Below are 20566 nucleotides of genomic sequence, written 5' to 3'. Positions count from 1 at the left end.
TCGGAGTGGGCAGTTCGCCCGACAACTCCGCCTTGGGGTCATGGGTCCTGGCTTTCGCCAGGACGACATTGGCGGGATTGCCCCTACGCCGCCCGGATATTCCCCATGAAGCGGTCGAGCTCAGCGCGCAGGCGGGTGCTTTCGGACGACAGCGTCTTGGCCGAATGCAGCACCTCTTCCGAGGCCGAGCCGGTTTCGGCTGCGCCGCGGTTGACCTGACCGATGTCGGTGGCGGCGGTCTGAGTGCCCTGTGCGACGGTCTGGACGCTGCGCGCGATTTCCTGCGTCGCCGCGCCTTGCTGCTCTACTGCGCTCGCAATCGATGTCGAGATCGACGAGATCTGGCCGATGGTCGCGCCGATCTCCTTGATCGCCGCAACCGACTCGGCGGTGGCGCCCTGCATGCCCGTGATGTGCGAGGAGATCTCGTCGGTGGCCTTCGCGGTCTGGCTCGCAAGCGACTTCACTTCGCTGGCGACCACTGCAAAGCCGCGGCCGGCTTCGCCGGCGCGTGCCGCCTCGATGGTCGCGTTCAGCGCCAGAAGATTGGTCTGCTCGGCGATCGCGGTGATGAGCTTGACGACTTCGCCGATCTGCTGGGCGGCATGCGAAAGCTTGCCAATGCGATTGTCGGTCTCCTTTGCCTGCACCACGGCAGCTTCGGCAATGCGGCTGGAATCGCGCACCTGGCGCCCGATCTCCTCGACCGAGGCTGAAAGCTCTTCGGTCGCGGTCGCGACCGACTGCATGTTGCTGGAGGCCTGCTCGGAGACGTCGGCGACCTGGCTCGACAGGCTCTGCGTGGTCTCGGCGGTGCGGGTCAGCGTCGAGGCCGCCGATTCCAGCTGCACGGCGGAGGCCGAGACGTTGGAGACGATGGCGCCAACCGCGCTCTCGAAATCGTCGGCGAAACGGATCAGCTCGGAACGACGGCTTGCGGCCTGCTCCCTGTTCTGGAGTTCGTTGGCGGCAGCATCGCTCTCGGCCTTGGCCACGGCCTGGACCTTGAATTCTTCGACCGCGCCGGCCATTTCGCCGATCTCGTCCCTGCGCCCCAGACCCGGCAGCACGACGTCGAAATTGCCCGAGGCAAGCTCGCGCATCGCCTTGCACATCGCGATCATCGGACGTGAAATGCCATTGCCCAGCATCCAGGCCAACGCGGCACCAATGGCGAGGCCGCCGAGCGCCATCATCAGCATCGTCCGCTCGGTGTCGCCAATGGTGGCATTGGCGCTCACTTCGATGCGCTGCTGATCCGCCGTCAGCTCCGACCGCAGCTCACCCGAGAGCTTGAGAATGGACGCGGCCGTCTTGGTCATCTCGCCGTTCAGCTTGACGATGACCTTCACGTTCTCGGTCAGCTTTGAAAAGGAGGTGCGGTACTGCTTGAGGAGATTGCTGATCTCGGTAACGCGGTCGGTGATCTTCTGGTCGTTGGCATAGATCGAGACCAGCAAGGTCTCCAGGAATTTGATGCGGGCGATCACGCCGTCGGCGGTCTTCGGCTCCGGCTTGGCGACGAAGGCGCTGACCGAGGTGGAGACCGCCAGATATTGCGATGTGATGTCCTTGGCCGTGCTCTGAACCGAATTCAGGCCCGCCAGTGCCGCGGTATCGGCGAGGTCGTCGAACTTGAACCGGATCTTGTTGCCGACGCTGTTGAGCTCATCGGTCGCGATCTTGCCGTTCTCGCGCGTCAAACCGATGATCTCGCCGAACACCTTGGTAAAGCTCTTGAAGTCGGCCTCGAGCTTGCCGACCTGCTCGCGGCGCGCCGCGCCCGTGGTGGCCGCCGCCGACTTGGCGATCGCGGCCCTCAAATTCTCTTCGGCTGCTTTGGCAGCGGTCTCATCATCGGCCGCGCCGGTCAGCGTGTAGGCCCGCGCCAGCCCCTGGTAAGCGATCAGCTCGCGATCGACCGTCCGCGCAAGGTCCGCTTCGGCGACGCTAGTGCGGTAGGAGGCCACGGCGGCCTGAATCCGCTCGAAGCCGAAATACGCGAAAGCCATGCTGACGGCGAGGATGGCGAGCACCGCCACGAAGCCGAGGATGATTTTTGCGCGAAAACGCAAGGTGAGCAGCTTCGATGTGGTCGGCTTCGACTTGACGGGCATTCCCCCACCCCATTCCATTCGCGGAAAAACCAGGCGCAGCCCGGAAGCAGCCCGCTTCCTGACGCGTGAGCACGGTAAATGGCAAAGGATAAGCGGCGGTAAATTTGTGGCGCCGCAACCGACGGTTAGGTGACGCAGGGTCTGGTCGTCCTGGACAAGCGAAGCGCTGATCCAGGACCTGTTACCCCGGGGAGCAGTTTGGCGATGACTCGGAGTTAGCAGTTCGCCCGACAACTCCGCCTTGGGGTCATGGGTCCTGGCTTTCGCCAGGACGACGGCGGAGTGCGTGACGCGCTTCGAGCTTACGCTGCCCGGATATTCCCCATGAAGCGGTCGAGTTCGGCGCGCAGGCGGGTGCTTTCGGACGACAGTGTCTTGGCCGAGTGCAGCACCTCTTCCGAGGCCGAGCCAGTTTCGGCAGCGCCGCGGTTGACCTGACCGATGTCGGTGGCGGCGGTCTGAGTACCCTGTGCGACGGTCTGGACACTGCGTGCGATTTCCTGCGTCGCCGCGCCTTGCTGCTCCACCGCGCTCGCAATCGATGTCGAGATCGACGATATCTGGCCGATGGTCGCGCCGATCTCCTTGATCGCCGCAACCGACTCGGCGGTGGCGCCCTGCATGCCCGTGATGTGCGAGGAGATCTCGTCGGTGGCCTTCGCGGTCTGGCTTGCGAGCGACTTCACTTCGCTGGCGACCACTGCAAAGCCGCGGCCGGCTTCACCGGCGCGTGCCGCCTCGATGGTCGCGTTGAGCGCCAGAAGATTGGTCTGCTCGGCGATCGCGGTGATGAGCTTGACGACTTCGCCGATCTGCTGGGCGGCATGCGAGAGCTTGCCAATGCGATTATCGGTCTCCTTTGCCTGCACCACGGCAGCTTCGGCAATGCGGCTGGAATCGCGCACCTGACGGCCGATCTCCTCGACCGAGGCTGAAAGCTCTTCGGTCGCGGTTGCGACCGACTGCATGTTGCTGGAGGCCTGCTCGGAGACGTCGGCGACCTGGCTCGACAGGCTCTGCGTGGTCTCGGCGGTGCGGGTCAGCGTCGAGGCCGCCGATTCCAGCTGCACGGCGGAAGCCGAGACGTTGGAGACGATGGCGCCAACCGCGCTCTCGAAATCGTCGGCGAAGCGGATCAGTTCGGAGCGGCGAGCAGCGCTCGCTTCTTTATTCTGGGCTTCGTTGGCCGCGGCGTCGCGCTCGGCCTTGGCCACGGCCTGGACCTTGAATTCTTCGACGGCGCCGGCCATCTCGCCGATCTCGTCCTTGCGGCCCAGGCCCGGCAGCACGACGTCGAAATTGCCCGAGGCAAGCTCGCGCATCGCCTTGCACATCGCGATCATCGGACGTGAAATGCCGGTGCCGAGCAGGAAGGCGAGGACCGCGCCGAGCAGCGTGCCGCCGACGGCCAGCATCAGCACCAGTTGCTCGGTCTTCCCGATGGTCGCTTCCGATTCGGACTCCAACCGCTGCTGTTCGGCAACGAGGTCCGCCTTCATGGCGGTGGCGCCCTGAAGGATCGCGCCGGCCGAGCCGCTCATCTCGGTGACGAGAGCATCGACCATCTTGGCGTTGGCGATCAGCTTCTCCAGCGATTCCCGATAGGCACCGAGCAATTCCTTGGCGTCCTTCAGGCCGGCGACGATCTTGTCGTCCATGGAATAGACCGCGTTGAGCGAGTTCTCGACGAATTTCAGCCGCGCCAGCGCGCTGGTCGCGATCGCCTGGTCGGATGTCAGCACGAAATTGGTCGCGGCCGCGTTCGCGGTCTGGAATTGAGCATTGACCTGCTTGGTCCCGAACTCGATCGCCTGCGCCTCGGAATCGGAGGCGTTGTTACCGATGTCGTCGAGCTTGTATTTCAGGAGGTTGGCGTTGCGCGTGAGCTGGTTCTGCACCAGCAGCGCGCTGTCACGCTTGGCCTGGAGGACCTTTGCGAAGGTCGCGGAGAAGTTGGAAAACTCCTTGCCGAGCTTGCCCAGGCTCTCCTGGCCTGCCGGCTTCTTGGCGCTCTTGACGGCCTGGTCGATGGCGCTCTTCAGGCCGGTCTCCGCGTCCAGCGCCGCCTTGGCGTCGTCCTCCTTGCCGGTGACGACGAAATATTTGACGGCCGAGCGATAGGCGAGCAGCTCCCGGTCGATGTTGCGGGCGAGATCGGCCTCGGTGACGCTGCTGCGGTAGGACCCGACCCCGGACGAGACCCGTTCGAAGCCAAAATAGGAGAAGGCCATGCTGCCGGCGGAGATCACCAGCACGGCGGCAAAGCCCAGAATGATCTTGGCGCGGAACCTGAGGGTCGGCATTATTGTGCGCTTCGAGGACGACGCGATACGCCCGGACATTCCCACCCCCATTTTCATTCAGCCGAGATCCGGTGGCGCCCCGCCCCCTGACCTGGCTGCGCAAAACTAAGGCAGAATCGATAAGGGGCGGTAAATTCGGTGCGCCCACAGCATTTCCGGCTCTATCGGCCAAGGCGGACCCCTTAGACATATAGAGGCTGGCATCCCAGCTCCGCCCGCGGCGCCGCACCCGATCCGGCCGACTCGCCCCCCAACCAATGTTGGCCATTCTGAATCAATGACTTTTCCATGACGCAGGCGACCAAAATCGTAGTTGCAAAGTTCCGGGTCGCTGTCTCTAATTAGAAACAATCAAAATCGATCCCGGGAGGAGTTCAACCGTGTCTACAGTCAAACTGACGGTGAACGGCAAGGCTGTTGCCGTTGACGTCGAGGACCGCACGCTGCTGGTTCAGCTGCTGCGCGACCACCTCAACCTCACCGGAACCCATGTCGGCTGCGACACCAGCCAGTGCGGCGCCTGCGTCATCCATATGGACGGCAAGGCGATCAAATCCTGCACCATGCTGGCGGGACAGGCCGACGGCGCCAGCATCACCACGATCGAAGGCATCGCCAAAGGCGACGAACTGCACCCGATGCAGGCGGCTTTCCGCGACAATCACGGTCTGCAATGCGGCTATTGCACGCCGGGCATGATCATGTCGGCGATCGACATCGTGCACCGCTATGGTGGCCAGCTCGACGAAGCCACCGTCCGGCACGAGCTGGAAGGCAATATCTGCCGCTGCACCGGCTACCACAACATCGTCAAAGCCGTGCTGGATGCGGCAGGCCGCATGAAGGTCTCGCAGGCGGCCGAGTAAGCGGCCCGCCTCGATATAAGAACGATCGCCGCCGCTTTCGAGGGAAAGCGCGGTCAAGACAAATTCCGGTCGGGAGGACCAGACATGGGTGTTGAAGGCATTGGCGCGAGTGTCGTGCGCAAGGAAGACAAGCGTTTCATTACCGGCAAGGGCCGCTACGTCGACGACATCAAGTTGCAGGGCATGACCCATGCCCATTTCATCCGCAGCCCGCACGCGCATGCCAAGGTGAAGGGAATCGATTCCTCTGCCGCGCTGAAGATGCCGGGCGTGGTCGCGGTGCTCACGGGACAGGAGATCGTCGACGACAAGGTCGGCAATCTCATCTGCGGCTGGGCCATCACCTCCAAGGACGGCAGCCCGATGAAGATGGGCGCATGGCCGGCGATGGCGCCGGAGACGGTGCGCTTCGTCGGTCAGGCCGTCGCAGTCGTGATCGCCGAGAGCAAAAATCTCGCACGCGACGCGGCCGAAGCCGTGGTCGTGAACTACGAAGAGCTGCCCGCGGTCGCCGATGTCCACGCCGCGATCAAGTCCGGCGCGCCGCAGCTGCATCCCGAAGCTCCCGGCAACCAAGTTTATGACTGGGTGATCGGCGACGAGGGCGCCACCGATGCCGCCTTCGCCAAGGCCGCCAACGTGGTGAAGCTCGACGTTACCAACAACCGTCTTGCGCCGAACGCGATGGAACCCCGCGCCGCAATTGCCGATTACGATGCGGCGGAAGAGCATTTCACGCTCTACACGACCTCGCAGAACCCGCACGTCGCCCGCCTGGTGCTGTCGGCGTTCTACAACATCGCCCCCGAGCACAAGCTGCGCGTGATCGCGCCCGACGTCGGCGGCGGCTTCGGCTCGAAAATCTTCATCTATCCCGAAGAGATGGTGGCGCTGTGGGCCTCGAAGAAAGTCGGCCGTCCCGTCAAATGGACCGGCGACCGCACCGAAGCCTTTCTCACCGACGCGCATGGCCGCGACCACGTCACCCATGCCGAGATGGCGTTCGACGCCAACAACAAGATCACCGGTCTGAAGGTGAAGACCTACGCCAATTTCGGCGCCTACATGTCGCTGTTCTCGTCTTCGGTGCCGACCTATCTCTACGCGACGCTGCTGTCGGGCCAGTACAACATCCCGGCGATCCATGCCGAGGTGGTCGGGGTCTACACCAACACCACGCCGGTCGACGCCTATCGCGGCGCTGGCCGCCCCGAAGCGAGCTATCTGATCGAACGTCTGATGGAGACGGCGGCGCGGCAGTTGAAGGTCGATCCGGCCGCGCTGCGCCGGACCAACTTCATCACCCAGTTCCCGCATCAGACGCCGGTGATCATGGCCTATGACACCGGCGACTTTAACGCCTCGCTCGACGCCGCGATGAAGGCGATCGACTACGCCGGCTTTGCCGGGCGCAAGGCCAAGGCGAAAGCCGACGGCAAGCTGCGCGGCATCGGCGTGTCCTGCTACATCGAGGCCTGCGGCATCGCGCCGTCGAAGGCCGTCGGCAGCCTGGGCGCCGGCGTCGGTCTTTGGGAGTCCGCCGAAGTCCGCGTCAACCCGGTCGGCACCATCGAGGTCCTGACGGGATCGCACAGTCACGGCCAGGGTCACGAGACCACGTTCTGCCAGCTCGTCGCGGAGCGCCTCGGCGTTCCCATCAGCCAGGTCTCGATCGTCCATGGCGACACCGACAAGGTGCAGTTCGGCATGGGCACCTACGGCTCGCGCTCCGCGGCCGTCGGCCTCACCGCGATCCTGAAGGCGATGGAGAAGATGGAATCCAAGGCCAAGAAGATCGCCGCCCATGCGCTGGAAGCCTCGGAAGGCGACATCGTCATCGAGAACGGCGAGTTCAAGGTGGCCGGGACCGACAAGGCGATCGCCTTCCCGATGGTCGCGCTCGCGGCCTACACCGCGCACAATCTGCCTGACGGGATGGAGCCGGGTCTGAAGGAGAGCGCCTTCTACGACCCGACCAACTTCACCTTCCCGGCCGGCACCTATATCTGCGAGCTCGAGGTCGATCCCGGCACCGGCAAGACCTCCTTCGTCAACTTCGTCGCAGCCGACGATTTCGGCCGGCTGATCAACCCGATGATCGTCGAGGGCCAGGTCCATGGCGGTCTTGTGCAAGGCATCGGACAAGCGTTGCTCGAGCACGCGATCTACGACGCCAGCGGGCAGCCGGTCACGGCCTCGTTCATGGACTACGCCATGCCGCGCGCCGACGACGTTCCCTCGTTCAACCTCTCCCACACCACGACGCTGTGCCCGGGCAATCCCTTGGGCATCAAGGGTTGCGGTGAGGCCGGCGCGATCGGGGCGTCAGCGGCCGTGATCAACGCGATCACGGATGCGATCGGCAAGAACAATCTGGAAATGCCCGCAACCCCTGACCGGGTGTGGCGCACCATCCACGCGGCATAAAGGAGGAACGAAGATGTACCAGACCGTTTATCATCGCGCGTCCTCGGTCGACGAAGCCGTCGCCCTGTTCTCCAAGAGCAGCGAAGCAAAGTTCCTCGCCGGCGGCCAGACGCTGCTGCCCGTGATGAAGCAGCGCCTCGCCAGCCCCTCCGATGTGATCGACCTCGGCAAGATCAAGGAGCTGCAGGGCGTCGAGCTCTCGGGCGACGTGTTGACCATCAAGGCCGGCACGACCTATTTCGACATCATGCAGAATGCCGATGTGAAGAAGGCGATTCCTGCAATCGCCTATCTCACCTCGGTGCTCGGCGACCCCGCGGTGCGCTATCGCGGCACGATCGGAGGCTCGATCGCCAACAATGATCCCGCAGCGGATTTTCCCGCCGCGCTGCTCGCGCTCGGCGCTACCGTGAAGACCAACAAGCGGTCGATTACGGCGGATGACTTCTTCCAAGGCATGTTCACGACGGCGCTGGAAGACGGCGAGCTCATCACCGCCGTGTCGTTCCCGGTTCCGGCGAAGGCAGGCTATGAAAAGATGCGCCACCCTGCGTCTCGCTTCGCGCTGACCGGCGTGTTCGTTGCGCAGACGAAGTCGGGCGAGATTCGGGTGGCCGCCACCGGAGCTTCGCAAAGCGGCGTGATGCGGGTCCCCGCCATCGAAGCGGCGCTGAAGGCGAACTGGTCACCGTCGGCGATCGACGGCGTGAGCATTTCGGCGAGCAATCTGCTGGCCGACATTCACGGCACGGCGGAGTACCGCGCCAACCTCATCAAGGTGATGGCGCAGCGCGCGGTGGCTGCCGCACGCTGATAGCGCCTCGACGCAAATTTTCCGCGGCGCGCACTTCGGTGCGCGCCGTTTTTATTTGGCCGTGCGGATGAAAAGAGCTTGCCTCACTGGCGTGAAGGCGAGAAAAGTTAATCAGCCAGTTAACTCGCCCACAGAGGAATGTCCGAGGCGATTGCCGAACAATCGGCATCCGCCCGCGACCCGAGGAAACAACAAATTGCTCGACAAATCAGCCCCCACCTCCTCCGTTCGCACCTCCGGCCCGCTCGCAGGCTTCCGCATCGTCGAATTCGCCGGCATTGGACCTGGCCCGTTCGCCTGCATGATGCTGGCCGACATGGGTGCTGAAATCGTCACGCTCGATCGGGTCGGCGCCAGGAAGAACATGAAGTCGGTCGCGGGCCGCGGCCGCAAGGTGATCGAGCTCGATCTCAAGGACAAGGCGGCGATCGCAGAGGTGCTCGATCTGCTTGCGAATGCCGACGCGCTGGTCGAGGGTTTCCGTCCCGGCGTGATGGAGCGGCTCGGCCTCGGCCCTGACGTGGTGCTCGCGCGCAATCCAAAGCTGGTCTACGGCCGCATGACCGGCTGGGGCCAGCAAGGCCCGCTCGCCAATGCCGCCGGCCACGACATCAACTACATCTCCATCACCGGCGCGCTTGCCGCGATCGGCACGAAGGAAGCGCCGGTGCCGCCGCTCAATTTGGTCGGCGATTTCGGCGGCGGCGCGCTCTACCTCGTCGTCGGCGTGCTTGCGGCGCTGCTGGAGGCCTCGCGGTCAGGCAAGGGTCAGGTGGTCGATGCCGCGATGTGCGACGGCGCGGCATCGCTGATGTCGTTCTTCTTCGACATGACCACGCTCGGCCGCTGGACCGAAGGCCGCAATGAAAATTTCCTTGACGGCGGCGCGCATTTCTACGGCGTCTACGAATGCGCCTGCGGCCATTTCGTCTCGATCGGCTCGATCGAGCCGCAGTTCTATGCGCTGCTGCGCGAGCACGCCGGCCTGACCGACGCCGATTTCGATGCGCAGATGGACCGCAACGCATGGCCCGCGCTGAAGGAAAAACTGAAGACGGTGTTCAAGAGCAAGACGCGCGAGGACTGGTGCAAGATCATGGAAGGCACCGACATCTGCTTCGCGCCGGTGCTGACCATGTCGGAAGCGACCGAGCATCCGCACATGGTCGCCCGACAGGTGTTCGTCGAGCGCCACGGCGTGAAGCAGCCGGCCCCGGCGCCACGCTTTTCGCGGACGCCATCAGCGGTGCGCGAGCCGGAAGCGGCGGAGATCGGCGCGGTGACGAAGGCGTGGGCGGAGCGTTAGATCTAGGAGCTGCAAGATCTCTGCTGCCGCACCACACTCCGGGTCGTCCCGGCCTAGTGCGCAATTGCGCACGGGGGCCGGGACCCATAGCCGCGACATTTGGTTTGGCGAAGACTCGGGGTTACCGCCTGCGTGCAACAGCCACTCCCTGGGGGTATGGGTCCCGGCCTTCGCCGGGACGACAGCTGTTTTGACGCGGCAGTCTGCCAAAAAGCCGCGGCCTACGCCGCATCCACCTTCAACACCCCGCGCCGGATCTGATCCTCCTCGATCGACTCGAACAGGGCCTTGAAATTGCCCTCGCCGAAGCCGTCGTCGCCCTTGCGCTGGATGAACTCGAAGAAGATCGGGCCGATCGCATTGGCCGAGAAGATCTGCAGCAGCACCTTGGTCTGGCCGCCGTCGACCACGCCTTCGCCGTCGATCAGAATGCCGTTGGCCTGAAGTCGCGCGACGTCCTCGCCATGCTTGGGTAGGCGCGCGTCGATCCGTTCGAAATAGGTCTCGGGCGGCGCCGGCATGAAGGGCAAACCCGCTTCGCGCAGGCCCTCGATGGTGCTGTAGATATCGCGGCAGCCGCAGGCGATGTGCTGGATGCCTTCGCCGCGATAGATATTGAGATATTCCTCGATCTGGCCGGAATCACCGGCGTCCTCGTTGATGGGAATCCGGATCTTGCCGTCGGGGCTCGTCAGCGCACGCGAGAACAGGCCTGAGGCGCGGCCCTCGATGTCGAAGAAGCGGATCTGGCGGAAGTTGAAGAGCTTCTCGTAGAAGCCGGTCCAGACGTCCATGCGGCCGCGGTGGACGTTGTGGGTGAGGTGATCGAGATAGAACAGGCCGGCGCCGGCGGGACGCGGATCGCGCACGCCAAGCCATTCGAACTCGCCGTCATAGGCCGAACCCTTCGCGCCGTAGCGATCGACGAAGTAGAGCAGGCTGCCGCCGATACCCTTGATCGCGGGGACGTCGAGCGTCTTCTGCGCAGAGGACACATCGGCAGGTTCGGCACCGAGCGAAATCGCGCGGTCATAGGCCTTCTTCGCATCGACGACGCGAAACGCCATCGACGGCGCGCAGGGGCCGTGCGCGGCGACGAAATCGTGACCGTGGGTGCCGGGCTCCTCGTTGACGAGGTAATTGATGTCGCCCTGGCGATAGACCGTGATCTTCTTCGTTCTATGGCGCGCGACGGGCGCATAGCCCATCAGCTTGAACAGGGCGTGCAGCTGTTCCGGATCGGGATGCGCATATTCGACGAACTCGAACCCGTCGGTGCCCATCGGATTGTCGGCGCTGATCGTGGCCGGCGGTGCATCGTGCGGAAACGGACCCATGGTGCTCTCCCAAATTGCGGCTGCCATGAATTATCCTTCACGACGCCTGCAATGAACGTGCAAATGGGACGTCATTTGGCTAAGTTGTGCACGATCTGTGCATCAAATGGATAAACTGCGCATGACTTCGGTGGATGCCTTCGACCTCAAGATCCTGGGCGCGCTCCAGGACGACGGCCGCCTTACCAACCAGGAACTGGCCGACCTCGCAGGCCTCTCGGCCTCGCAATGCTCGCGCCGGCGGATGCGGCTGGAGGAGGAGAAGGTGATATCAGGCTACCACGCCGATCTCTCCAGCGAGGCGCTGGGCTTCGGCGTGGTCGCCTTCATCCAGGTGACGCTGGCGACCCACTCCCCGGACAATTCGAAACGCTTCCGAACCCTGGTCAACCGAATCGACGAGATCCAGGAGGCCTATTCGCTCACGGGCGACGCCGACTATGTGCTGAAGGCCGTGCTGCGCGACCTGAAGGGTCTCTCCAATCTCGTCAATGACGTGCTGATGCCGCACCAGAGTGTGGCGCATGTGCGCTCTTCGATCGTGCTCGACAGGCTCAAGGAAAGCACGCGTCTGCCGCTGAAGGAAATCAAACCCGGCTGAAATCGAGGGAAATCCGGCATTCGCGCTGCGCGAGCGATCTGCGATGATCCCGGCCAATCTGCGGAGACTGAGCCATGGCCCTCCAGCTTCGACCGAACTGCGAATATTGCGACCGCGACCTGCCCCCGAACGCAACCGATGCGCGGATCTGCTCCTATGAATGCACGTTCTGTGCGGACTGCGTGGAGACGAAACTATCCAACGTCTGCCCGAACTGCGGCGGCGGTTTTGCGCCGCGCCCGATCAGGCCAACGCAGGAATGGCGACCGGGCGTGTGCACGACCAAGCAGGCGCCGTCGGACAAGCGGGTGCATTTGAAGTACAGCATGGAGGACGTCGCGGCGCATTGCGCGCGGGTCAAGGACGTACCGCCTGAAATGCGCTGACTTCGTAGGGTGGGCAAAGCGAAGCGTGCCCACCACGCTACCGCGATCGCGGAGTGGAATGGTGGGCACGGCGCTGATGCGCCTTTGCCCACCCTACAAGACGGAGTGTGGGGCGCCCTACTCCGCCGGCAAAATCGTCCCTTCGACCTCACCAAAACCGACGCGATAGCCCTCGCCCTGACACCAGCCGCGCATGACGAGGCTGTCGCCGTCTTCCAGGAACGTGCGCTTCACGCCGCCGGGCAATTCGACCGGCTCGGTGCCGTTCCAGCTGATCTCCAACAGGCTGCCGCGCTGGTTCTTCTCCGGGCCGGAAACGGTGCCGCTGCCGAGGAGGTCGCCGACATTCATGGCGCAGCCGGAGGAGGCGTGGTGCATCAGCTGCTGCACCGACGACCAGTACAGGTATTTGAAATTGGTGCGGCTGATGCCGGCCGGCGCGTTGGCTCCGGCGGCACGCAAGGAGACGTCGAGCTCGAGATCGTAGTTCTGCGGCTTACCCTGCTTGAGGTAATCGAGCGGCACCGGCTCCTGCTCCGGCCCCTTCAGGCGAAACGGCTCCAGCGCCGCGCGCGCCACCACCCACGGGCTGATCGAAGTCGCGAACGCCTTGGCGAGGAACGGGCCAAGCGGCACATACTCCCATTGCTGGATATCGCGCGCGCTCCAATCATTGAGCAGCACGAAGCCGAAGATCATCTCCTCGGCCTGTTGCTCAGTGAGCATGCCGCCCATCGGCGAGGGCTGCCCGACCACGACACCCATCTCCAGCTCGAAATCGAGCCGCTTGCACGGTCCGAAGCTCGGCACCTCCACATTCGGCGGCTTGAGCTGCCCGCGCGGACGCTTCACCTTGGTGCCGGAGACCACGACGGTCGAGGCACGGCCGTTATATGCGATCGGCATGTGCAGCCAGTTCGGCTGCAGCGCATTGTCCTTGCCACGGAACATCACGCCGACATTTGTGGCGTGCTCCTTAGAGGAATAGAAATCGGTGTAGCCGGAGACCGCGAATGGCAGATGCAGTTTCGCATCGCGCATCGGCACCAGCGCCTGCTCGCGCAGCTCCTCGTTATCGCGCAGCTCGGGATGATCGGCACGCAGCAGCTCGCTGATCCGCGCCCGCGTCTTCGCCCAGACCTTTGGCCCCAGCGCCATGAAAGCATTGAGCGACGACGTCGAGAACACGCCGAGCGGCCCGACATCGAGCCGCGAGTCCTGCTCGAGCTCCCAGAGATCGAGCACATAATTGCCGATCGCCACGCCGACGCGCGGAGTCGGATTGGCCGCGGTCGAGAACACGCCGTAAGGCAGGTTCTGGATCGGGAAGTCGGAGGCGGGATCGACGTCGATGAAAGAGCGGAGGCTGGGGTCGTTGGGGTGCGTTGTCACTTTTCGACGGTCCTTTTTCCTTCTCCCCTTGTGGGAGAAGGTGGCGCGAAGCGCCGGATGAGGGGTTGTATCGACAATTGATACTGCAAGAGGCTCATGTGGGGAGAGAGAACCCCTCACCCGTCTCGCCGCTTCGCGGCGAGCCACCCTCTCCCACAAGGGGAGAGGGGCAGAACGCTACGGCTTGCTCGGGTCGAACCGCTTTTCCAGGCCCTTCCAGCAATCCGCGTAGTCGTCCTGCAACGTCGCGGAATTCGCGGCGTGCGCGGTGACGCGCTGCGCGTAGCGGGTCTCGAACATGAAGGCCATGGTGCCGGTCAGCTTGACCGGCTTCAGCTCGCCGTTGCTGGCATGCTCGAAGGCATCTCGATCGGGGCCGTGCGGCAGCATGCAATTGTGCAGGCTCATGCCGCCCGGCACGAAGCCTTGCGGCTTGGCGTCGTAGACGCCGTAGATCAGGCCCATGAACTCGCTCATGATGTTCAGGTGATACCACGGCGGGCGGAAGGTATTGTCGGCGACCATCCAACGCTCTGGGAAGATCACGAAATCGATATTCGCCGTGCCCGGGGTCTCCGACGGCGAGGTCAGCACGGTGAAGATCGAGGGATCGGGATGATCGAAGCCGATCGCACCGACCGGCGAGAAGCTCCGCAGATCATATTTGTACGGCGCATAATTGCCGTGCCAGGCGACGACGTCGATAGGCGAGTGGGACAACTGCGTCTTGAACAACGATCCACCCCATTTCACGAACAACTCGGTCGGCGTGTCCTTGTCCTCGTAGTGCGCGACCGGCGTCAGGAAGTCGCGGGCATTGGCGAGGCAATTGGCGCCGATCGGCCCGCGCTCCGGGAGCGTGAAGGCGCCGCCGTAGTTTTCGCAGAGATAGCCGCGCGCCGGTCCGCTCGGAATCTCCACCCGGAACTTGACGCCACGCGGGATCACCACGATCTCGCCGGGCTCGGCGTCGATCCGACCGAACTCGGTGACGATGCGAAGATTGCCCTGCTGCAGCACGAACATCAGTTCGCCGTCGGCATTGTAGAAGTGCTGGTCCACCATCGACTTGGTGATGAGATAAACATGCGCGGCCATGCCGGCCTGGGTGTTGACGTCACCGGCGGTGGTCATGGTCTGCACGCCCTGAAGGAAAGTCATGTCCTCCTTCGGGATCGGCGCCGGATCCCAGCGCAATTGCGCGATCGGCAGATCGTTTTCATGGCACGGCGCCGAACGCCACAGGCCGCCGTCGGCCTTCTCGAAACGACCCGAATGTTTCACCGACGGGCGAATGCGATAGAGCCATGAGCGCTCATTGCTGCCGCGCGGCGCCGTGAAGGGCGAGCCGGAAAGCTGCTCGGCATAGAGGCCGTAGGCACAGCGCTGCGGCGAGTTGCGCCCGATCGGCAGCGCGCCGGGGAGCGCTTCGGTCTCAAAGCTGTTGCCGAAGCCCGACATGTAGCCCGGCGTGACCTGGGCAGAGCTGCGAATGATCTGATCGGGCGAGGTATTGATGTTCATTTCTATCCTCCTCCTTGCAGGGCGGCCCACATCTCCTGGTCGCGCTTGTCGGTCCAGATCACGGGGTCGTCGATCCCCGACGCCTCGTCATAGGCGCGCGACACGTTGAACGGCAGACAGTGCTCGTAGATGGCGAAGCTCGAAAATTTCGGATCCATCACCTCGCGCGTCGCGGCCATCGATTCCTTCAGCGTGCGGCCCTTGGCGACCGAGATTTCGGCGGCGCCGTAGAGCGAGGTGACGAAGTCGCGCGTCATCGCGATGGCTTCGCGCACCGTGGCGACACCCTTCAACGCATCGCCGCGGCCCGGCGCAATCGCCTTAGGATTGAAGTTGCGGATTTCGTTCAGCGTCAGCGGCCATTCGCGCAAGTGCGCATCGCCGCAATAGCAGGCCGAGTGGTATTCGATCAGGTCACCGGAGAACATCACCTCGGCATCAGGCACCCAGGCGACGATGTCGCCGGAGGTGTGGCCGGCGCCGAGCTGCATCAGGCGCACCTCGCGCTTGCCGAGATAGATCGACATTTCGCCTTCGAAAGTCAGCGTCGGCCAGGTCAGGCCGGGAATGCTCGATGCGTCCTGAAACAGGCGCGGGAAGCGGCCATATTCGGAATCCCAATCCTGCTGGCCACGCTCCTCGATCAGGCGATAGGTCTCCTGCGAGGCGACGATGCCCTGCGCCTTGTAGGCGGAGGCACCGAGCACGCGCACGGCGTGATAATGCGACAGCACGACATATTTGATCGGCTTATCCGTGACGGTACGGACGCGCTCGATCACCTTGTTGGCCATCGCCGGCGTCGATTGCGCGTCGAACACGAGGCAACCGTCGTCGCCGACAATGATCGCGGTGTTCGGATCCCCCTCCGCGGTGAAGGCGTAGAGATCGGTGCCGATCTCGGAGAAGGTGATCTTCTTCTCGGAGAGGTCGCCGGTGGATGCGAAATTCTTCGCCATCAGTTCGTTCCTTTGGACATTATTGCTGTTGTTGCTGTTGCTGCTGGCCGTCGATCATGCGCCGCCTGGCGAGGAGGATCGCCTCCCGCAGCACGTCGATATCGCCGATATGGTTGGCGAGGATCAGCACCAGCGCCGCGTCGAAATCGGCGCTCTGCTCGTCGGTGAAGCCACGATGCGCCTCCATGATGGCGCGAAAGGCGTCGTCGGGTCGCGCGAAGTTGGAGCTGGTCGAGAGCGGCATGCGAATCCTCAATTCAATCCTTGGGCCCGCGACAGCGCTGCCGCGACGCCGGCACGCGTCGGCTGGCGAAAGCGCGCCGCGACATAGCCGTCCGGCCTTAGCAGGTAGGCTGAGCCTGGTTCCGCATCATATCGCTTTGCGGTGAGCCCCGCCGGATCTGCGAGCCCGTCCTCACCGCCGATGCAGATGTCCTTCACACCAACGGGCGCATCGATCGCCGCGCCATTGCTGAACGACAGCAACGTGAAATCCGTTCCGCCCTGCCGGAACGCATCCGTCAAATAGCTTTGCTCGCCCGCGCGCATCGTAACGGGGGCATCGAGCATCGAACAACCCGGGAGCGGGCCAGCGCGCCACGCATCCGCATCGGGCGATGACAGCGGCGAGTCATAGCTGCACGGCACCGAGAGCCGCCCGCCATTGACCATGCGCTTGCCGAACTCCGTTTCCTTCGCCAGCGACAGCACCGCCTTCCGCAGCCGCGCTTCCTGATGCGAGTTCGGCGCCATGAAATCGGTCGAGCGGGTGGATTCGCGGATGTTCTCGTCGGCCGCCCCACTGCGCTCGACATGATAGCTCTCGAGCAGGCTCGCGGGTGAGGCGCCGCGCAGCACGCGGTCGAGCTTCCAGGAGAGGTTCTCGGCGTCCTCGAGTCCCGAATTGGCGCCGCGCGCGCCGAAGGGCGAGACCTGGTGCGCGGAATCGCCTGCAAAGATCACGCGGCCATGGACGAAGCGGTCCATCCGCCGGCACTGGAATTTGTAGAGCGAGATCCACTCGAACTCGAACTCGTCGTGGCCGAGCATGCGCGCAATCCGCGGCCGCACGTTCTCGGGCTTCTTCTCGACGACGGGATCTGCATAGCGATTGAGCTGGAGGTCGATGCGCCAGACGTCGTCGGGCTGTCGGTGCAACAACGCCGAACGTCCCGCATGAAACGGCGGATCGAACCAGAACCAGCGTTCGGTCGGGAATTCCGCGGTCATCTTGACGTCGGCGATCAGGAACTGGTCCTCGAACACCTGTCCCGCGAAATCGGCGCCCACCATCTGCCGTAGCGACGAGCGCGCGCCGTCGCAGGCGACGACATATTGCGCGTGCAGGCGATAGGCGCCCTCCGGCGTCTCGATCGTCAGCGCGACGGAATCGTTGCGGCTCTCCAGCGCCGTCACCTTGTTGCGCCAACGCAGGTTGATCTCGGACAGCTCGCTGATGCGGTCGACCAGATAGGCTTCGGCGTAGTATTGCTGGAGATTGATGAAGGCCGGCCGCTTGTGACCGTCGTCCGGCAGCAGATTGAACTGGTAGAGCTGCTGCTCGCCGTGGAAGATGCGGCCGACGCTCCAGACCACGCCCTTGTCGACCATGCGGTCGCCGACGCCGAGCCTGTCCCAATATTCCAGCGAGCGTTTCGAGAAGCAGATCGCGCGGGAGCCCTCTCCGATGCGGTCGGCGTCATCCAGAAGGACGACGCGCTGGCCGCGCTGGGCAAGGTCGATCGCAAGCGATAGCCCGACCGGGCCCGCGCCGACGACCACCACGGGATGCTCGGCCGCGCTCTGGCCGGGACGATCCTGATCGGGGTGGCGGCGATAGCCGAACTGGGTTTTGGCCTGATGCGTATTGGCCTTCGCCATGCGCTAACCTCGGCTCTGGTCAGGAGAGGCCTGATCTGCTAATAGTCTCACGTGCAACTATTTTGGACCGGAGCCGGCCGGCCGTCAACTGGAATTCGGAGCGCTCTCCTTGGCGAGGACATCCAGCGACATCGCGCTGAAGACACGCGAGGCCGATGAGGCCTCAGCGCGGCCAAAAACACGGCTGGACCTGTTCAGGTTCGTGCCGTTCCGCCTCAACCGGCTCGCCGCGGAAGTCAGCGCCGCGCTTTCGGTCGAATATCAGGAACGTCACGGCCTCGACATCCCGGCCTGGCGCGTGATCGCGACGCTCGGCTTCCGCAACGATGCCTGCAGCGCACAGTACGTCGCGCAATGCACCCGCACGCACAAATCCACCATCAGCCGCGCGGTGACCATGCTGCTGCAACAGGGTTTGATCGAGCGCGTCGAGAACGAAGCCGACCGCCGCGAATTCCGCCTGCGACTGACAAGGAAAGGCCGCACGCTCTACGAGGAGCTGTTTCCGCAATTGCTGCGACGGGAAGACGAGATCCTCGCCTGCCTCTCCGCGCAGCAGCGCAAACAGCTATCGACGCTGCTCGGCAAGATCGAACAGAGCCTCGACCTGATCCAGACCAGCGAAGAGGCCGACGCCAAGCAGGCGTATTGATCACTTGGCAAATGACCGCGATGGCGGCAAATGCAGCGCCCAGACATCGCCCTCGTCGCTGGCGCGCGGATAGATTTCCGTCACGATCGGATCGTGGCCGGGAATGAACCGGTCAGCATGGCCGGCGAGACGCTCGATCGTCTCCCAGCCGACCGCCATGTCGCCGACATTGTAGACGATCGGGAACGGGCTCCTCCGCTGGAGATTGGCGTAATAATGCGCGGCGTCGGACGCCAGCACCACGGGCCCGCGCGCCGTCTCGACCCTCACCACCTGCAGGCCGTCCGAATGGCCGCCGACGCGGTGCACGGTGACGCCGGGCGCGATCTCGCCGTCCCCTGAATAGAAAGTGACGCGCTCGCCATAGACATGGCGGACCATCTGGGTGACGTGCTCGACCGAGAACGGATGTCGCAGCAGTCCGTTGCACATGCAGCGCCCCGTCGCGTAGGCCATCTCGCGCTCCTGGAGATGAAAGCGCGCGTTCGCGAAGCGGTCGAGATTGCCGGCATGGTCGTAGTGCAGATGCGTCACGATGATGTCGCGAATGCTCGCTGCCGCCACACCAAAGCGCTCCAGCGCGTCGACCGGATTGAGCGTCAGCTTGCGCGCGCGCAAGCCCGCCTCCTCGGCATTGAAGCCGGTATCAACCAGGATGTCGCGGCCGTTGCCGCGGATCAGCCAGACGAAATAGTCGAGGTCCTGCGCCGCGCTGTCATGCGGGTCGGGCGCTAGGAAGTTCATATTGGGGGTGCGAGGCGACATCGTCGCATAGCGCAGGGCGTAGATTTCGTAGGCGTTTCCCATGGTTTTGATCTTGCTCTTTTGTGGATGCACCTTCAGTGCGATCGACCGCACCAAGCCATCGTCCACCGCAAAGGTCAAACACCGGAGGTTGCGGAGAAGGCCCGTCCGCAATGTGAGACCAATCACATTCTTGTCGCCATGGCTGCCCTAACGTGCAGACGCAATGACAACCAGAATGCATCGCGTGCAATCGTGACCGCCCGTTTATTCCCCCCGCCACATGCCGATGCGTCGCGGTCAATTGTCGCGATAGCGCCGAATCTGCAAGCGGTTGACGCCCCCCTTCCCCGGTTTGATAATGCACATTGCGTAAGTTAAGGTCGCCGCGGCGCAAGCTGGAAACGGCGCCTTTTTGGCTGGATCGCGCTAATTATGAAAATTCGCCTGCTTTTCGTTCTGTCCTTGCTCGTGTCGCTCATCCCGACCGCTCCGTCACTTGCGGCCGGCGATCGCTTTGCGCTGGTGATCGGCAATGCCAAATATCCGGACGCCGACGCTCCCCTGAAGGAACCGCTCAACGACGCGCGCGACGTCGCCGACGAGCTCAAGCGCGACGGCTTTTCCGTGGAAACCGGTGAGAACCTGACCGGCGACGGCATGCGCCGCGCCTTCGACAAGCTCTACGGCAAGATCAAGCCGGGGTCGGTGGCACTGGTGTTCTTCAGCGGCTTCGGCATCCAGTCCGCGCGGCAGAGTTATTTGCTGCCGATCGATGCGCAGATCTGGACCGAATCCGACGTGCGGCGCGACGGCATCAGCCTCGAAACCGTGCTCGGCGAGCTCAACACCCGCGGCGCCGGCGTCAAAATCGCGCTGGTCGATGCCTCCAGGCGCAACCCGTTCGAGCGCCGGTTCCGCAGCTTCTCAGCCGGCCTCACCCCCGTCATCGCGCCGAACGGCACGCTGGTGATGTATTCGGCGGCGCTGGCCTCGGTGGTCTCGGACGCCGGCGGCGAGCACAGCCTGTTCGTCCAGGAACTCCTCAAGGAAATCCGCGTCCCCGACCTGATGGCCGAGGAGACGCTGAACCGCACCAAGATGGGCGTCACCCGCGCCTCCCGGGGCGAGCAGGTGCCGTGGATCTCCTCTTCACTGGCCGAGGATTTCTCGTTCATTCCAGGGGCCGGTGGGTCGCGCCCGACAACGACGCCGCCAACCCCGCCTCCCGCGCCGCCGCCGGTCGTCGCCAACAAC

17 protein-coding genes are annotated in these 20566 nt (G+C 63.9%); 8 read left to right on the top strand and 9 right to left on the bottom strand.

Annotation, left to right across the window (positions count from 1 at the left end):
• Window positions 1–83: 83 nt before the first annotated feature.
• Window positions 84–2117 carry a methyl-accepting chemotaxis protein gene (locus tag GWG67_RS28610; protein WP_275172678.1) on the bottom strand — a complete coding sequence of 678 codons (2034 nt, stop codon included), beginning with the start codon at window positions 2115–2117 and terminating at the stop codon, window positions 84–86.
• 302 nt (window positions 2118–2419) lie between these two features.
• Window positions 2420–4459: a methyl-accepting chemotaxis protein gene (locus GWG67_RS28605; protein ID WP_275172677.1), complete on the bottom strand. Its 2040-nt coding sequence runs from the start codon at window positions 4457–4459 to the stop codon at window positions 2420–2422.
• A gap of 341 nt (window positions 4460–4800) precedes the next feature.
• Between GWG67_RS28605 and GWG67_RS28600 the strand changes: the two genes are divergently transcribed.
• From GWG67_RS28600 to GWG67_RS28585, 4 genes are all read left to right on the top strand, one after another.
• Window positions 4801–5286 carry a (2Fe-2S)-binding protein gene (locus GWG67_RS28600; protein ID WP_275172676.1) on the top strand — a complete coding sequence of 162 codons (486 nt, stop codon included), beginning with the start codon at window positions 4801–4803 and terminating at the stop codon, window positions 5284–5286.
• A gap of 84 nt (window positions 5287–5370) precedes the next feature.
• Complete coding sequence (locus GWG67_RS28595; RefSeq protein WP_275172675.1) at window positions 5371–7713, top strand: xanthine dehydrogenase family protein molybdopterin-binding subunit; 2343 nt, start codon at window positions 5371–5373, stop codon at window positions 7711–7713.
• Between the two features lie 13 nt (window positions 7714–7726).
• Window positions 7727–8527, top strand: a complete 801-nt coding sequence (locus GWG67_RS28590; RefSeq protein WP_275172674.1) for a xanthine dehydrogenase family protein subunit M — start codon at window positions 7727–7729, stop codon at window positions 8525–8527.
• 196 nt (window positions 8528–8723) lie between these two features.
• Window positions 8724–9833, top strand: a complete 1110-nt coding sequence (locus GWG67_RS28585; protein ID WP_275172673.1) for a CaiB/BaiF CoA-transferase family protein — start codon at window positions 8724–8726, stop codon at window positions 9831–9833.
• Window positions 9834–10054: 221 nt separating this feature from the next.
• On the opposite strand, the gene hppD is transcribed toward GWG67_RS28585, so the two are convergent.
• A complete protein-coding gene (gene hppD / locus GWG67_RS28580; RefSeq protein WP_275172800.1) occupies window positions 10055–11170 on the bottom strand; it encodes a 4-hydroxyphenylpyruvate dioxygenase in 1116 nt (371 codons plus the stop codon).
• A gap of 121 nt (window positions 11171–11291) precedes the next feature.
• On the opposite strand from hppD, the gene GWG67_RS28575 reads away from it, so the two are divergent.
• Together GWG67_RS28575 and GWG67_RS28570 are read left to right on the top strand one after the other, a co-directional pair.
• Window positions 11292–11771, top strand: coding sequence for an Lrp/AsnC family transcriptional regulator (locus tag GWG67_RS28575; RefSeq protein ID WP_247496000.1), 480 nt, complete (start codon window positions 11292–11294; stop codon window positions 11769–11771).
• A gap of 74 nt (window positions 11772–11845) precedes the next feature.
• A complete protein-coding gene (locus tag GWG67_RS28570; RefSeq protein WP_275172672.1) occupies window positions 11846–12157 on the top strand; it encodes a DUF1272 domain-containing protein in 312 nt (103 codons plus the stop codon).
• 117 nt (window positions 12158–12274) lie between these two features.
• On the opposite strand, the gene fahA is transcribed toward GWG67_RS28570, so the two are convergent.
• The 5 genes from fahA to GWG67_RS28545 form a co-directional block, all read right to left on the bottom strand.
• Entirely contained in the window at window positions 12275–13549 is a 1275-nt protein-coding gene (gene fahA, locus GWG67_RS28565; protein WP_275172671.1) for a fumarylacetoacetase, read from the bottom strand.
• A gap of 177 nt (window positions 13550–13726) precedes the next feature.
• Window positions 13727–15073: a homogentisate 1,2-dioxygenase gene (gene hmgA, locus GWG67_RS28560; RefSeq protein ID WP_275172670.1), complete on the bottom strand. Its 1347-nt coding sequence runs from the start codon at window positions 15071–15073 to the stop codon at window positions 13727–13729.
• Between the two features lie 2 nt (window positions 15074–15075).
• Window positions 15076–16032 (bottom strand): MBL fold metallo-hydrolase, encoded by a 957-nt coding sequence (locus tag GWG67_RS28555; protein ID WP_275172669.1) that lies wholly within the window; start codon window positions 16030–16032, stop codon window positions 15076–15078.
• 19 nt (window positions 16033–16051) lie between these two features.
• Window positions 16052–16276, bottom strand: a complete 225-nt coding sequence (locus GWG67_RS28550; protein ID WP_275172668.1) for a DUF2783 domain-containing protein — start codon at window positions 16274–16276, stop codon at window positions 16052–16054.
• 8 nt (window positions 16277–16284) lie between these two features.
• Window positions 16285–17913, bottom strand: coding sequence for an FAD-dependent oxidoreductase (locus GWG67_RS28545; RefSeq protein WP_275172667.1), 1629 nt, complete (start codon window positions 17911–17913; stop codon window positions 16285–16287).
• Window positions 17914–18022: 109 nt separating this feature from the next.
• On the opposite strand from GWG67_RS28545, the gene GWG67_RS28540 reads away from it, so the two are divergent.
• On the top strand, window positions 18023–18565 hold the full coding sequence (locus GWG67_RS28540) for a MarR family winged helix-turn-helix transcriptional regulator (protein ID WP_275172666.1): 543 nt from the start codon (window positions 18023–18025) through the stop codon (window positions 18563–18565).
• Here GWG67_RS28540 and GWG67_RS28535 read toward each other — a convergent pair whose 3' ends face one another.
• The gene (locus GWG67_RS28535; protein ID WP_275172665.1) at window positions 18566–19372 is read right to left on the bottom strand and encodes an N-acyl homoserine lactonase family protein; all 807 of its coding nucleotides are present in this window, start codon (window positions 19370–19372) and stop codon (window positions 18566–18568) included.
• A gap of 372 nt (window positions 19373–19744) precedes the next feature.
• Here GWG67_RS28535 and GWG67_RS28530 point away from each other — a divergent pair.
• Window positions 19745–20566: caspase family protein (locus GWG67_RS28530; protein ID WP_275172664.1), on the top strand; the 822-nt coding region annotated here is incomplete at its 3' end.

The organism is Bradyrhizobium sp. CSS354 (assembly GCF_029051725.1).
Classification (GTDB): Bacteria; Pseudomonadota; Alphaproteobacteria; order Rhizobiales; family Xanthobacteraceae; genus Bradyrhizobium.
This window is presented reverse-complemented; position numbering and strand designations above follow the sequence as displayed.